The following is a 13,220-nucleotide window of genomic DNA, read 5'->3' on the forward strand; positions in this document are numbered from 1 at the left end:
CCCTTGCCTTAATAAGCTGCGCTGGTGTTCATCAAGTGGTCAGTGTACGCAGCAGGTTCTTGTAGTCCTCGCGGATGTCCGCGTCGGATTCCTTAAGTTCGTTGATCTTGCGGCAGGCGTGCAACACGGTCGTGTGGTCGCGGCCGCCAAACACATCGCCGATTTCCGGCAGGCTGTGGTTGGTCAGTTCCTTGGACAAGGCCATGGCCACCTGACGCGGACGAGCGACCGAGCGCGAACGGCGCTTGGACAGCAGATCCGAGATCTTGATCTTGTAGTACTCGGCGACGGTGCGCTGAATGTTATCCACAGAGACCAGTTTGTCTTGCAGCGCCAACAGGTCTTTCAGGGATTCGCGAATCAGCTCGATGGTGATGTCGCGGCCCATGAAGTGCGAGTGGGCGATCACGCGTTTCAGCGCGCCTTCCAGCTCACGGACGTTGGAGCGGATACGCTGGGCAATGAAGAACGCGGCATCGTGCGGCAACTCGACTTTGGCCTGGTCGGCCTTCTTCATCAAGATCGCGACGCGGGTTTCCAGCTCCGGCGGCTCGACGGCCACCGTCAGGCCCCAGCCGAAGCGGGATTTGAGGCGCTCTTCAAGGCCTTCGATTTCTTTCGGATAGCGGTCACTGGTGAGAATGACCTGCTGGCCACCTTCAAGCAGGGCGTTGAAGGTGTGGAAAAACTCTTCCTGCGAACGCTCTTTGCGGGCGAAGAACTGAATGTCGTCGATCAGCAAGGCATCCACCGAACGGTAGAAACGCTTGAACTCGTTGATCGCGTTCAGTTGCAGCGCCTTGACCATGTCAGCCACGAAACGCTCGGAATGCAGGTACACGACCTTGGCATTCGGATTCTTCTTTAATAGATGGTTACCCACCGCGTGCATCAAGTGGGTTTTACCCAGACCAACGCCACCATAAAGGAACAGTGGGTTATAGCCATGCTTGGGGTTGTCCGCCACCTGCCATGCCGCCGCGCGGGCGAGCTGGTTGGACTTGCCTTCAACGAAGTTTTCGAAGGTGAAGGTGCGGTTCAGGTAACTGGTGTGCTTGAGCGCACCTTCAACCTGCACGGTGCGCTGTTCGGCACGGACCGGGGCTTGCTGCGAAGCGGCACCGGACATCGGGTCGAAGCTGTCGCGAGACGGTTCATCGCTGACTTCCGGACTTTTCTGCGTCGAGCGCTTGGCCGCCGGAGCTGACGTCTGCGTGGGTGCAGGCGTACTTGCAGGCGCGGCATGGGCCTGGGAAACCTGTGCAGCAGCCAACGGAGCATTCGGTGCGGCACGGGGTGCCGAGCTGCGCTTGCTGCCTATTAATAAGGAGAGCGCCGGCGCCATGCCGTTGCCATGCTCATCCAGCAGTTCAAGGACGCGCCCCAGGTACTTTTCGTTGACCCAGTCCAGCACAAAACGGTTCGGTGCGTAGACGCGCAACTCGTCGCCTTCGGCTTCGACCTGTAGTGGACGGATCCAGGTGTTGAATTGTTGGGCAGGCAGCTCCTCGCGCAAAAGCTCCACGCACTGCTGCCAAAGTTCCACTGACACGGATATCCCCTAAGTTGAAAGCCGGTGAGGCAAAAACAAGCGGCCATTGTAGCGGCGAGCCGTCCACTTATCCACATGCAGGTTGCCCGGTGACCATGATTTATCAATGCGTTAAATCGAAAAAAGGCGACCAACGGTGTGTGAATAAGCTCTGTGGATAACCGCCTCTAAGGGCACTGGACAACTGGGGGTCGAACTCGGTGGATAACCTGCCTGTGGATAACAGGCCATTCCACGCACAGGTTATCCGACAGCGCAGCACAGGCTGAACACGGTTTTCCACTGTAGTTGTCATTCTCTGTACATCACGTAAAACAAGGGCTAATGACACTTATCCACAGAAGACGGTGTGCCTAGCTTTTATAAGCTTTACAGAAAAGCTTTAAATAATTCCCTTCTTTATTTTTATGTATGGCGAGCAGTTGATCAGGCCAACAACACCTCGAGATCTATTTATAAGGAAACGTTGGTTGGAAATTGACCTGAAGGCTTGCTTTCTCTAGAATCCCCGGTCTCTTAAAACGGGGGCCATTCCGGCCCGTTGTGGACGAACCAGGTAACACGACATGAAACGTACTTTCCAACCAAGCACTATCAAACGCGCCCGTACCCACGGTTTCCGTGCTCGCATGGCTACCAAGAACGGCCGTGCAGTCCTGTCGCGTCGTCGCGCCAAAGGTCGTGCGCGTCTGGCAGTTTGATAATCCGGTACTGGAGGTGAGTCAGGACTTCAGTCGGGAAAAGCGTCTGCTTACCCCCCGGCATTTCAAGGCAGTCTTTGACTCCCCTACCGGCAAGGTTCCGGGGAAAAATCTCCTGCTCCTTGCACGCAACAACGATCTTGATCACCCCCGTCTCGGGCTGGTTATCGGGAAAAAGAGCGTAAAGCTCTCCGTTGAGCGCAATCGCCTCAAACGTTTGATGCGCGAATCGTTCCGTCTGCACCAGGATTCACTGGTCGGCTGGGACATCGTTATCGTCGCGCGCAAAGGTCTGGGCGATGTAGAAAACCCCGAATTGATTCAGCATTTCGGCAAGCTCTGGAAGCGTCTGGCACGCAGCAAGCCAGTTCCAGAAGTCAAAACCGAAACTGTAGGGGTAGACAGTCCAGATGCGTAAACTGGCCCTCGTTCCGATCCAGTTTTATCGCTATGCCATTAGTCCTTTAATGGCCAACCACTGTCGTTTCTACCCTAGTTGTTCCTGCTACGCGTTAGAAGCCATCGAAAATCATGGCCTTCTGCGCGGTGGCTGGCTGGCCTTTCGTCGTTTAGGTCGCTGTCATCCGTGGAATCCCGGTGGTTATGACCCGGTTCCACCTATCCCTACCTCCCGTTCTTCTTCGATGGCCGAGTAATCATGGATATCAAACGCACGATCCTGATCGTCGCCCTGGCAATCGTGGCCTACGTTATGGTTCTTAAATGGAACCAGGACTATGGTCAGGCTGCTTTGCCGACTCAGAATGTTGCTTCCAGTACGACTACATCCGGTTTGCCGGACACCGCCACTGGCAATAATGCTGCCGCCAGTGACGATATTCCGCGCGCCGCTAGCGATACCAGCGCACCTGCCGAAACGCCGGTAGCCGCCAGCAAGGATCTGATCCAGATCAAAACCGACGTGCTCGATCTCGCGATCGATCCACAAGGTGGTGATGTTGCTCAACTGACCTTGCCTCTGTATCCACGTCGTCAGGATCGTCCTGATGTTCCGTTCCAGCTGTTCGATAACGGCGGCGAACGTGTTTATCTGGCCCAAAGCGGTCTGATCGGCACCAATGGCCCGGATGCAAACCCGGCCGGTCGTCCGGTCTACTCCTCGGAGAAGAAGACTTATCAACTGGCAGACGGTCAGGACCAACTGGTCGTAGACCTGAAGTTCAGCAAGGACGGCGTCAATTACATCAAGCGTTTCACCCTGAAACGCGGCCTGTACGACGTAGCCGTTTCCTACATTGTGGATAACCAGAGCGCTCAGCCCTGGAACGGCGCAATGTTTGCGCAGTTGAAGCGTGATAACAGCGCTGACCCTTCGTCCACAACCGCTACTGGCACTGCGACTTACCTGGGCGCCGCCCTGTGGACAAGTTCGGAGCCGTACAAAAAAGTGTCCATGAAAGACATGGACAAGGCACAGCTGAAAGAAACCGTCACCGGTGGTTGGGTAGCCTGGCTGCAACACTACTTCGTGACTGCGTGGATTCCGGCCAAGGGCGAAAACAACGTCGTCCAGACCCGTAAAGACAGCAAAGGCAACTACATCATCGGTTACACCGGTCCGACATTGACCGCTGCACCGGGTGCCAAAGTTGAAACCAGCGCTGTGCTGTACGCCGGGCCAAAAAGCCAGGCTGTGCTGAAAGAGTTGTCCCCAGGTCTGGAACTGACCGTCGACTACGGCATTCTGTGGTTCATTGCCCAGCCAATCTTCTGGCTGCTGCAACACATCCACGCCATTGTCGGTAACTGGGGCTGGTCGATCATCTTCCTGACCATGCTGATCAAGGGTCTGTTCTTCCCTCTGTCGGCTGCCAGCTACAAATCGATGGCGCGCATGCGTGCCGTTGCACCAAAACTGGCTGCTCTGAAAGAGCAACATGGCGATGACCGGCAGAAAATGTCGCAAGCCATGATGGAGCTGTACAAGAAAGAGAAGATCAATCCGCTGGGCGGCTGCTTGCCGATCCTCGTGCAGATGCCGGTTTTCCTTTCGCTGTACTGGGTTCTGCTGGAAAGTGTGGAAATGCGCCAGGCGCCGTTCATGCTGTGGATCACTGACCTGTCGATCAAGGATCCGTTCTTCATTCTGCCGATCATCATGGGCGCAACCATGTTTATCCAGCAGCAGCTGAACCCGACTCCTCCGGATCCGATGCAGGCGAAGGTCATGAAAATGATGCCAATCATCTTCACCTTCTTCTTCCTGTGGTTCCCGGCGGGTCTGGTGCTGTACTGGGTTGTGAACAACTGCCTGTCCATCACCCAACAGTGGTACATCACGCGTAAGATCGAACGGGCTACCAAAGCAGCCGCTTGATTTACACTGTGGATAACCACTCAAAACGCCCCCTAGTGGGGCGTTTTGCTATCTGTCATTTTTGTCTGGATTCCGGTTAATGAGCGTACCTCGTGAAACCATCGCCGCTGTCGCCACCGCTCAAGGTCGTGGTGGTGTGGGCATCGTCCGTATTTCCGGGCCGCTGGCCAGCGTTGCAGCCAAAGCTATAAGCGGCCGCGAACTGAAACCGCGTTACGCCCATTACGGGCCGTTTTTCAGTGATGACCAGCAAGTGCTCGATGAAGGTCTGGCGCTGTATTTCCCGGGGCCGAATTCGTTCACTGGCGAAGATGTGCTGGAACTCCAAGGCCACGGTGGGCCGATCGTTCTGGACATGTTGCTCAAGCGCTGCCTGGAACTGGGCTGCCGTCTGGCGCGTCCGGGTGAATTCAGCGAGCGCGCGTTCCTCAATGACAAACTCGACCTGGCCCAGGCCGAGGCGATTGCCGATCTGATCGAGGCAAGTTCGGCACAGGCTGCGCGTAATGCTCTGCGTTCTCTGCAGGGTGCGTTTTCCCAGCGTGTGCATAACTTGACCGAACAACTGATCGGTCTGCGTATCTACGTCGAAGCTGCGATCGACTTCCCGGAAGAAGAAATCGACTTCCTCGCCGATGGCCATGTGCTGAGCATGCTCGACAAAGTCCGTGATGAGTTATCCACAGTACTGCGTGAGGCCGGGCAAGGCGCCTTGCTACGCGACGGTATGACTGTGGTGATTGCCGGTCGTCCAAATGCTGGCAAGTCCAGCCTGTTGAATGCGTTAGCCGGTCGGGAAGCGGCGATCGTCACCGAGATTGCCGGCACCACCCGCGATATTCTGCGCGAACATATCCACATCGATGGCATGCCGCTGCATGTTGTAGATACCGCAGGACTGCGTGACACCGATGATCATGTGGAAAAGATTGGCGTTGAGCGGGCATTGAAGGCTATCGGTGAAGCCGATCGGGTGTTGTTGGTGGTCGATGCAACCGCCCCGGAAGCGCTGGATCCGTTTGCGTTGTGGCCGGAATTCCTCGAAACCCGCCCGGATCCGGCAAAAGTTACCCTGATCCGTAACAAAGCCGACCTGACCGGCGAAGCGATTGTCCTGGAAACCAGCGAAGACGGGCACGTGACGATCAGCCTCAGCGCCAAGTCGGCCGGTGAAGGTCTGGACTTGCTGCGCGATCATCTCAAGGCCTGCATGGGTTACGAGCAAACGTCGGAAAGCAGCTTCAGTGCACGTCGTCGGCATCTGGAAGCCTTGCGCCATGCCAGCGCTGCGCTGGAACACGGCCGCGCTCAGTTGACCCTGGCTGGCGCTGGCGAGTTACTAGCCGAGGATTTACGTCAGGCCCAGCATTCTCTCGGCGAAATCACCGGGGCTTTCAGCTCCGATGATTTGCTGGGACGGATTTTTTCCAGTTTCTGTATCGGTAAATGAAAAAAGGGGCTGTGGACAATTTATCCACAGCCTCTTTTTCGTTTTACCAGTTGTAGGAAACAGTACCGAGCAGGGTGCGATCTTCACCCCAGTAGCAACGGCCAGCGTCGTTGCAGCCTGACACATATTCCTTGTCGAACAGGTTCTTCGCATTCAGGTCGACGCTCCAGTGCGTGTCGATCTGATAGCCGATCGCCGCATCTACCAACGTGACATCGCCGGCATCGAGCTTTCCGTACAGAGAAGGCGAGGTGTAAGCGAAGGCACTGTCGAAATAACGTACACCGCTCCCCACATACAGACCTTTCAGATCGCCATCGAGGAAGCGGTATTTCGCCCAGACCGACGCCTGATTACGTGGCACGCCGGTCATTTGATGGCCTTTGACCAATGACGTCGCGGCATCCTTGGTAATGCGCGCATCGGTGTAGGTATAAGCGGCAGTAACATTGAGGTTCTGGGTCAGGTTGCTGTTCAGTTCCAGCTCCACACCTTTGGAACGGCTTTCGCCGACCTGGCGATAGGTCGCAGTCGTTGAGTCGAAGTAGGTGTCGTCCTTTTTGCGCAGGTCATACACCGACGCGGTGAACGCAGTATCCCAGCCGATCGGTTCGTACTTCAGGCCCACTTCGTATTGGCTGCTGGTGATCGGATCGAGCGGTGCGCCGGCATTGGAAATCTGCTGCACCGGTACGAACGAGGTGGAGTAGCTGACATACGGCGTCATGCCGTTGTCGAACTGGTACATCACGCCGCCCTGATAAGTGAATTTCTTATCCTCGGAGCTGATGTCGCTCGACTGGGCCACCTTGTCGCGGAAATCACTGTCGACCCAATCCTGACGGCCACCGAGCAGGAACAGCCAATGGTCGTACTTGCTCTGGATCTGTGCATAAACCCCTTTCATCTGTTGCTCAAGCAAGGTGTTTTGCACCGCAATCGGCGTGGTCGGGTCGCGCAGGTAAACCGGGTTATACACATCGATCGGCCCGACGATGCCGGCGTTCCAGTCCTGATTGAACGAAGTCCGGTCATAGCTGGCGCCGAACAACACGGTGTTCTCCAGACTGCCGACCTGGAATTTGCCTTCCAGTTGGTTATCCAGCGAATACACCATCGATTTGTTGTAGCGATCGTAGGCCATCATGTTCAGGCGTGTGCCGAAACCGGCATTGTTGAGGTTGCCCGGCCAGGTTTCGTGACGGTTGATACGCGATTGCAGGTAGCGCGAGTTCTGGCGGAACTGCCAGTCGTCGTTGAATGAGTGGCTGAATTCGTAACCGGTGTTCCAGGTTTCCCGCTCGAAAGTGTTCCAGTCCGGGTCGCCGAGCAGGGTGCCTTTGGCTAACTTGCCGTTAGGGTTGGTCAGCAACGTCCCGGCGGCCGGTAGGCCAAGTTCCATGTTGGTGTGATCCTTCTGGTAGTTGGCCAGCAGGGTCAGCGTGTTGTAATCGTCGAAATTCAGGGTCAGGGAGGGTGCGATGTAGATCCTGTCGTCCGGAACATGATCGGTCTGGGTGTCCGACTTGCGCCCGAGCATCACCACTCGCCCAAGTACGTTGCCGCTGTCATTGAGCGGGCCGGAGACATCAACTCCGATCTGCCGGCGATTGTTCGAGCCGTACCCCAATTGCACTTCGCCTTGTGGCGCGGCGGTCGGGCGTTTGCTGACCAGATTGACCAGACCGCCGGGAGCGTTTTCCCCGTAAAGAAGAGAAGACGGGCCGCGGAAAATCTCCACTCGCTCAAGACCGTAAGGCTCGGTGCTGGTGTCATAGCGGTTGCCCTGTACGCGTAGTCCATCGCGCAACAGACCGTAGCCGTAATCGGTGGCGTTGAATCCGCGAATGTAGAACAGGTCTCCTGCCAGACTGTCGCCGGCGGCGAACGGTGGGGCAAAGATCCCCGGCACGTAGCCTAGTACTTCAGTCAGCGTCTGAGATTTCTGATCTTTCATGCGTTGAGCGGTGACGACTGACACCGAGCGCGGCGTTTCCGACAACGGCGTACTGGTTTTCGTACCGATTCGACTGTTCTGCGCCTTGTAACCGACGTCGGCGGCGTAATCCAGATTCATCGGGTTGGCCAACTGACCATTGATGTTGGTCGGAGCCAGCTCCAGCGAATCACCGTTCGGCAGCGCCTGCAGAATGTAGCTGCCCGGTGCCTGCGGTATGGCTTGCAAACCCGAGCCCTGTAGCAGTTGGGCGAATCCCTGGTCGACGGTGAAGCTGCCGTTCAACCCGGCACTGCGCAAGCGGCTGGTCTGTTGCGGCGAGAACGACAGAATCACGTTGGCGGCCGAGGCGAACTGGCTCAGTGCATTGTCCAGCGGGCCCGTTGCAATCGCATAACGCTGGGTGGGCGATGCAGCGACGGCGTTATGGCTGATCACCAGACAGGACGCGGCGCTGGTCATCAGCAGGCTGTAAGCAATGCAGTGGTAGGAAAAACGCTGACGAAATGTGGGAAGACGCATGTGTGGATAAGCCCTGAAGATGGCAAAGAGCCGCGTTTATCGCGATTACCTGTAGGGCCGGGTCAGGGCAAAAAAAGATAACCCTGTTTGCGATTTATTTTCCCCAGGTGAAATTTCGTTCAAGCGTTGTGGCTGATCGAGACCCAGTAACGAGTGAAATAGCGCACGTTGATCGGCAGCGAGGCCTGAAGATTGGCCAGGACAGCGTCCGTTGAATTGAGGCGGAATGTCCCGGAAACCCGCAGCTCCCGGGCACGCGCGTCGCAATGCAAAACTCCGCTGCGATAACGGCCCAATTCTTCAATCACATCGCCCAAGCGTGCATCGAGAACGATCAGTTGGCCGTTGATCCACGCCACTTCCGAGGGTTTGAATGGATGAATGAGCCCTATGTGCTGACGATCAAAATCAGCGCCTTCGCCTGCCTGCAAGATTTTTGCGGCCGTTGAAGTATTACCGGGCTGAACACTGACCCGGTCTTCCAGCACTCCAACACGGGTTGAGCTCGATAACTGGTGAACGGAGAAACGAGTGCCCAATGATTGAATCCGGCCATCCCGGGTTTCGACGAAAAAGGGCCGTTGATCACCCAGCTTTCCGGTTTGAATGAGGATCTCGCCGGAGCGCAGGCGAATCAGCCGCTGTGCTTTATCGAAAGAGACATCAATAGCGGTATCGGTGTTGAGTTGAATCTGGCTGCCATCCGCCAATGTGATATTGCGACGCTGGCCAACGCCGGTTTTATAGTCGGCCCAGACATTTCCCAAGGAAGTGTGTTGCTGAACATTCCAGCCTACAAACCCCGTTCCCGCTGCGAGCAGCAACAATTTCAGCACTTGGCGACGTTGCTGACCGGTATTTAATGCGCGACGTTTCAGATCCTGAGGCAGAGTGCCGAGATGGCGCTGCAGTTGTTCCATCTGATTCCACGCCGCCAGATGCGCCGGGTCGCTATCTATCCACAGCTGCCAGGCCTTCTGTTCGGCGAGCGTTGGCGGATCTGCCTGAAACTGCACATACCAACCGGCGGCCGCTTCGAAGATCTGGCAATTGGGGGCGATGGCCATCAACGTTGCGCCATGATCAGGGCACATTCCGTCAGCGCGCGGATCATGTGCTTCTTCACCGTGGTCAGCGAAACCTTCAGCTGCAAAGCGATCTGTTGATAAGTCAGGCCATCGATCTGCGACAGCATAAAGATTTTTTGGCTTCTGGCGCCGAGCCCGGACAAGGCTTTATCCACAGCGACGAGGGTTTCGATGATCAGCGCCTTGTCTTCCTCGCCGATGGCAGTGGCTTCCGGTCGAGCCGCCAGGGTCTGCAAATAAGCGGCTTCGATGGCCTGTCTTCTATAACGATCAATGACCAGACCGCGTGCAATGGTCGCCAGATAATCCCGTGGCTCGCGAATCTGTGCGGCATTGCGCGCTGCCAGAATCCGCACGAACGTGTCATGCGCGACATCGGCGGCATCGCAGGCGTCATGCAGTTTTCCCTTGAGCCACCCGTATAGCCACGAATGGTGTTGCTCGTAGATTTTCTCGATCGCAGCAGTGTGGGCGGGTAGGGACATGGGAAAAGTGGACGAGTTAATGATAATGCCTATTATTAGCCTCTGTTACGTTCTCTCACAATAGCCCTCGCACTTCCCTCCATCAGCTTATTTGTCGCCAGAGAACCCTCGTTGGCGATTTTTTTGCGTCCCGAATACGCCGTTTTATCGATTTTCAGTGGATTAAGCCCTGTGAATAACTGCCACTAAGGGCAGTTGATAACAGGGGTTCAAAACTGGAGATAACCCCCTCTGTGGATAACAACCCCTTTCATCCACAGGCTTACACCGGTTATCCAAGGCCCTTATTGGTACATGAGCACAGGGTTTTGAAACTCTGTACACATTGAATATAAAGGCTTACATCAATCTATCCACAGAAAGGATGCTCAGTAAGAATAAACATAAAAACAAAGGTTTTATAAATTTCTCTCTTTTTTATTCTTTTAACCTCGAGTTCTCCACAGCTGGTTAAATTTTGTGCAAAGGGTTCTTTAGGAAGGTCGAAGTCCCTATACTTGTCGACCAGGTCCAGAAACCTGATCTCAAACTATTCCTGAATTACCTACTTAAGCAGGCACGAGGTGCGTGGTGGATTTCCCTTCCCGTTTTGAAGTGATCGTCATCGGCGGCGGTCATGCCGGTACCGAGGCAGCACTGGCCTCAGCACGTATGGGGGCAAAAACCCTGTTGCTGACGCATAACGTGGAAACCCTCGGTGCCATGAGTTGCAACCCGGCCATCGGTGGCATTGGCAAAAGCCATCTGGTCAAGGAAATCGATGCCCTCGGCGGCGCGATGGCCATGGCTACCGATTTGGGTGGCATCCAGTTTCGCGTGTTGAACAGCCGCAAAGGTCCAGCCGTACGGGCAACCCGTGCGCAAGCTGACCGGATTCTGTACAAAGCCGCTGTCCGCGAAATTCTGGAAAACCAGCCGAACCTGTGGATATTTCAACAGGCTGCTGATGACCTGATCGTCGAGCAGGAACAAGTCCGTGGTGTTGTCACGCAAATGGGTTTGCGTTTCTTCGCCGATTCCGTGGTGTTGACCACCGGTACGTTCCTCGGCGGACTTATCCACATCGGTTTGCAGAATTTTTCCGGCGGTCGCGCCGGCGATCCTCCGTCGATCGCGCTGGCCCATCGTCTGCGTGAGATGCCACTGCGTGTCGGTCGCCTGAAAACCGGTACACCGCCGCGTATCGACGGCAAGTCTGTAGATTTCTCGGTGATGACCGAGCAACCCGGCGATACGCCGATCCCGGTGATGTCGTTCATGGGCAACAAAGAACAGCATCCTCGCCAGGTCAGCTGCTGGATTACCCACACCAACGCCCGTACCCACGAAATCATCGCGGCGAACCTCGACCGTTCGCCGATGTATTCCGCTGCCGGAGAAATCGAAGGCATTGGCCCGCGCTATTGCCCGTCGATCGAAGACAAGATCCACCGCTTTGCCGACAAGGAAAGCCATCAGGTGTTTATCGAACCGGAAGGTTTGACCACCCATGAGCTGTATCCGAACGGGATATCCACAAGCTTGCCGTTCGACGTGCAATTGCAGATCGTGCAATCGATCCGCGGCATGGAAAACGCGCACATCGTGCGTCCGGGTTATGCGATCGAGTACGACTACTTCGATCCGCGCGACCTGAAGTACAGCCTGGAAACCAAAGTCATCGGCGGTCTGTTCTTCGCCGGGCAAATCAACGGCACCACCGGCTACGAAGAAGCCGGCGCCCAGGGTTTGCTCGCTGGCGCCAACGCCGCACTGCGCGCCAAGGGCAAAGAAGCCTGGTGCCCACGTCGCGATGAAGCGTACATCGGTGTGTTGGTCGACGACTTGATCACCCTCGGCACCCAAGAGCCGTACCGCATGTTCACTTCCCGTGCCGAGTACCGCCTGATTCTGCGCGAGGACAACGCCGACCTGCGTCTGACCGAAAAAGGTCGCGAGCTCGGTCTGGTCGATGACGCGCGTTGGGCGGCCTTCTGCAAGAAACGCGAAAGCATCGAGCTGGAAGAGCAACGCCTGAAAAGCACCTGGGTTCGTCCGAATACGCAGCAGGGCGATGCGATTGCCGAGAAATTCGGCACACCGCTGACCCACGAATACAACTTGCTCAACCTCTTGAGTCGTCCGGAAATCGACTACGCTGGTCTGGTCGAAGTGACCGGCAACGGCGCCGAAGATCCACAGGTCGCCGAGCAGGTTGAAATCAAGACCAAGTACGCCGGTTACATCGACCGTCAACAGGACGAAATCGCCCGTCTGCGCGCCAGTGAAGACACGAAATTGCCTCTGGATATCGATTACACCAACATTTCCGGTCTCTCCAAGGAGATCCAGAGCAAGCTCGGCGCGACTCGTCCAGAGACGTTGGGCCAGGCTTCTCGGATCCCGGGTGTGACCCCGGCAGCGATTTCGCTATTGATGATTCATTTGAAAAAACGCGGCGCGGGCCGTCAGTTGGAGCAAAGCGCTTGAGTTCTAAGGTCACTTCGCAACACGCCGAAGAGTTATCCACAGGAGCCCGCGAGCTCGGTGTCAATCTCACTGAAACCCAGCACGAATTGCTGCTGGGTTATCTGGCCCTGTTGATCAAATGGAACCAGGCCTACAACCTGACCGCCGTGCGCGATCCGGACGAAATGGTTTCGCGGCACTTGCTCGATAGTCTGAGCGTGATGTCGTTCATCGAACACGGTCGTTGGCTCGATGTCGGCAGCGGCGGCGGCATGCCGGGAATCCCGTTGGCGATTCTGTATCCAGACTCGCAAGTGACCTGCCTGGACAGCAACGGCAAGAAAACCCGCTTCCTCACCCAGGTCAAACTCGAGCTCAAACTGGATAACCTGCAAGTTATCCACAGTCGCGTCGAAGCGTTCCAGCCTGCACAGCCGTTCAACGGGATCATTTCCCGGGCGTTCAGCAGCATGGAAAACTTTACCCACTGGACTCGCCACCTCGGCGATGCCGATACACGCTGGCTGGCAATGAAGGGCGTTCATCCGGCCGATGAGCTGGTAGCATTGCCGGCAGACTTCAAACTCGATAGCGAACACGCCCTGGCCGTACCCGGTTGCCAAGGCCAACGCCATCTGCTGATACTGCGCCGCACGGCATGATTGGGAACACAAGCAAG

The 13,220-nt window shown here is 56.1% G+C and carries 11 protein-coding genes; 7 read left to right on the forward strand and 4 right to left on the reverse strand.

Annotation, left to right across the window (positions count from 1 at the left end):
* Positions 1-31: 31 nt before the first annotated feature.
* Complete coding sequence (gene dnaA, locus ACWR1S_RS14905; protein ID WP_454564038.1) at positions 32-1,552, reverse strand: chromosomal replication initiator protein DnaA; 1,521 nt, start codon at positions 1,550-1,552, stop codon at positions 32-34.
* Between the two features lie 566 nt (positions 1,553-2,118).
* On the opposite strand from dnaA, the gene rpmH reads away from it, so the two are divergent.
* The 5 genes from rpmH to mnmE all read left to right on the forward strand — a co-directional run bounded on the left by rpmH (position 2,119) and on the right by mnmE (position 6,041).
* Positions 2,119-2,253: a 50S ribosomal protein L34 gene (rpmH, locus tag ACWR1S_RS14910; protein WP_003213577.1), complete on the forward strand. Its 135-nt coding sequence runs from the start codon at positions 2,119-2,121 to the stop codon at positions 2,251-2,253.
* 16 nt (positions 2,254-2,269) lie between these two features.
* Positions 2,270-2,671: a ribonuclease P protein component gene (gene rnpA, locus ACWR1S_RS14915; RefSeq protein ID WP_042704971.1), complete on the forward strand. Its 402-nt coding sequence runs from the start codon at positions 2,270-2,272 to the stop codon at positions 2,669-2,671.
* Positions 2,664-2,909: a membrane protein insertion efficiency factor YidD gene (gene yidD / locus ACWR1S_RS14920; protein ID WP_077430980.1), complete on the forward strand. Its 246-nt coding sequence runs from the start codon at positions 2,664-2,666 to the stop codon at positions 2,907-2,909. The genes rnpA and yidD overlap by 8 nt, the downstream gene beginning before the upstream one ends.
* Before the next feature lie 2 nt (positions 2,910-2,911).
* Positions 2,912-4,591 (forward strand): membrane protein insertase YidC, encoded by a 1,680-nt coding sequence (gene yidC, locus ACWR1S_RS14925; protein WP_034152190.1) that lies wholly within the window; start codon positions 2,912-2,914, stop codon positions 4,589-4,591.
* A 79-nt stretch (positions 4,592-4,670) separates the two neighbouring features.
* On the forward strand, positions 4,671-6,041 hold the full coding sequence (gene mnmE, locus ACWR1S_RS14930) for a tRNA uridine-5-carboxymethylaminomethyl(34) synthesis GTPase MnmE (protein ID WP_034152189.1): 1,371 nt from the start codon (positions 4,671-4,673) through the stop codon (positions 6,039-6,041).
* Positions 6,042-6,084: 43 nt separating this feature from the next.
* Here mnmE and ACWR1S_RS14935 read toward each other — a convergent pair whose 3' ends face one another.
* The 3 genes from ACWR1S_RS14935 to ACWR1S_RS14945 form a co-directional block, all read right to left on the reverse strand.
* Entirely contained in the window at positions 6,085-8,520 is a 2,436-nt protein-coding gene (locus ACWR1S_RS14935) for a TonB-dependent siderophore receptor (protein WP_454564039.1), read from the reverse strand.
* Positions 8,521-8,639: 119 nt separating this feature from the next.
* The gene (locus ACWR1S_RS14940; RefSeq protein WP_454564040.1) at positions 8,640-9,587 is read right to left on the reverse strand and encodes a FecR domain-containing protein; all 948 of its coding nucleotides are present in this window, start codon (positions 9,585-9,587) and stop codon (positions 8,640-8,642) included.
* Positions 9,587-10,093, reverse strand: a complete 507-nt coding sequence (locus ACWR1S_RS14945; RefSeq protein ID WP_454564041.1) for a sigma-70 family RNA polymerase sigma factor — start codon at positions 10,091-10,093, stop codon at positions 9,587-9,589. Before ACWR1S_RS14945 ends, ACWR1S_RS14940 begins: the two co-directional genes overlap by 1 nt.
* A gap of 570 nt (positions 10,094-10,663) precedes the next feature.
* Here ACWR1S_RS14945 and mnmG point away from each other — a divergent pair.
* Positions 10,664-12,562 (forward strand): tRNA uridine-5-carboxymethylaminomethyl(34) synthesis enzyme MnmG, encoded by a 1,899-nt coding sequence (mnmG, locus tag ACWR1S_RS14950; protein ID WP_454564042.1) that lies wholly within the window; start codon positions 10,664-10,666, stop codon positions 12,560-12,562.
* The gene (gene rsmG / locus ACWR1S_RS14955) at positions 12,559-13,203 is read left to right on the forward strand and encodes a 16S rRNA (guanine(527)-N(7))-methyltransferase RsmG (protein WP_454564043.1); all 645 of its coding nucleotides are present in this window, start codon (positions 12,559-12,561) and stop codon (positions 13,201-13,203) included. The genes mnmG and rsmG overlap by 4 nt, the downstream gene beginning before the upstream one ends.
* Positions 13,204-13,220: the final 17 nt, after the last annotated feature.

The sequence above is a fragment of the Pseudomonas sp. AIG genome (assembly GCF_977020205.1).

What these genes read in the sequence shown, in the direction of transcription:
- rpmH (WP_003213577.1), top strand. Translation starts at nt 2,119, where the DNA reads ATGAAACGTACTTTCCAACCAAGCACTATCAAACGCGCCCGTACCCAC.
- yidD (WP_077430980.1), top strand. Translation starts at nt 2,664, where the DNA reads ATGCGTAAACTGGCCCTCGTTCCGATCCAGTTTTATCGCTATGCCATT.
- yidC (WP_034152190.1), top strand. Translation starts at nt 2,912, where the DNA reads ATGGATATCAAACGCACGATCCTGATCGTCGCCCTGGCAATCGTGGCC.
- mnmE (WP_034152189.1), top strand. Translation starts at nt 4,671, where the DNA reads ATGAGCGTACCTCGTGAAACCATCGCCGCTGTCGCCACCGCTCAAGGT.
- ACWR1S_RS14935 (WP_454564039.1), bottom strand. Translation starts at nt 8,520, where the DNA reads ATGCGTCTTCCCACATTTCGTCAGCGTTTTTCCTACCACTGCATTGCT.
- ACWR1S_RS14940 (WP_454564040.1), bottom strand. Translation starts at nt 9,587, where the DNA reads ATGGCCATCGCCCCCAATTGCCAGATCTTCGAAGCGGCCGCCGGTTGG.
- ACWR1S_RS14945 (WP_454564041.1), bottom strand. Translation starts at nt 10,093, where the DNA reads ATGTCCCTACCCGCCCACACTGCTGCGATCGAGAAAATCTACGAGCAA.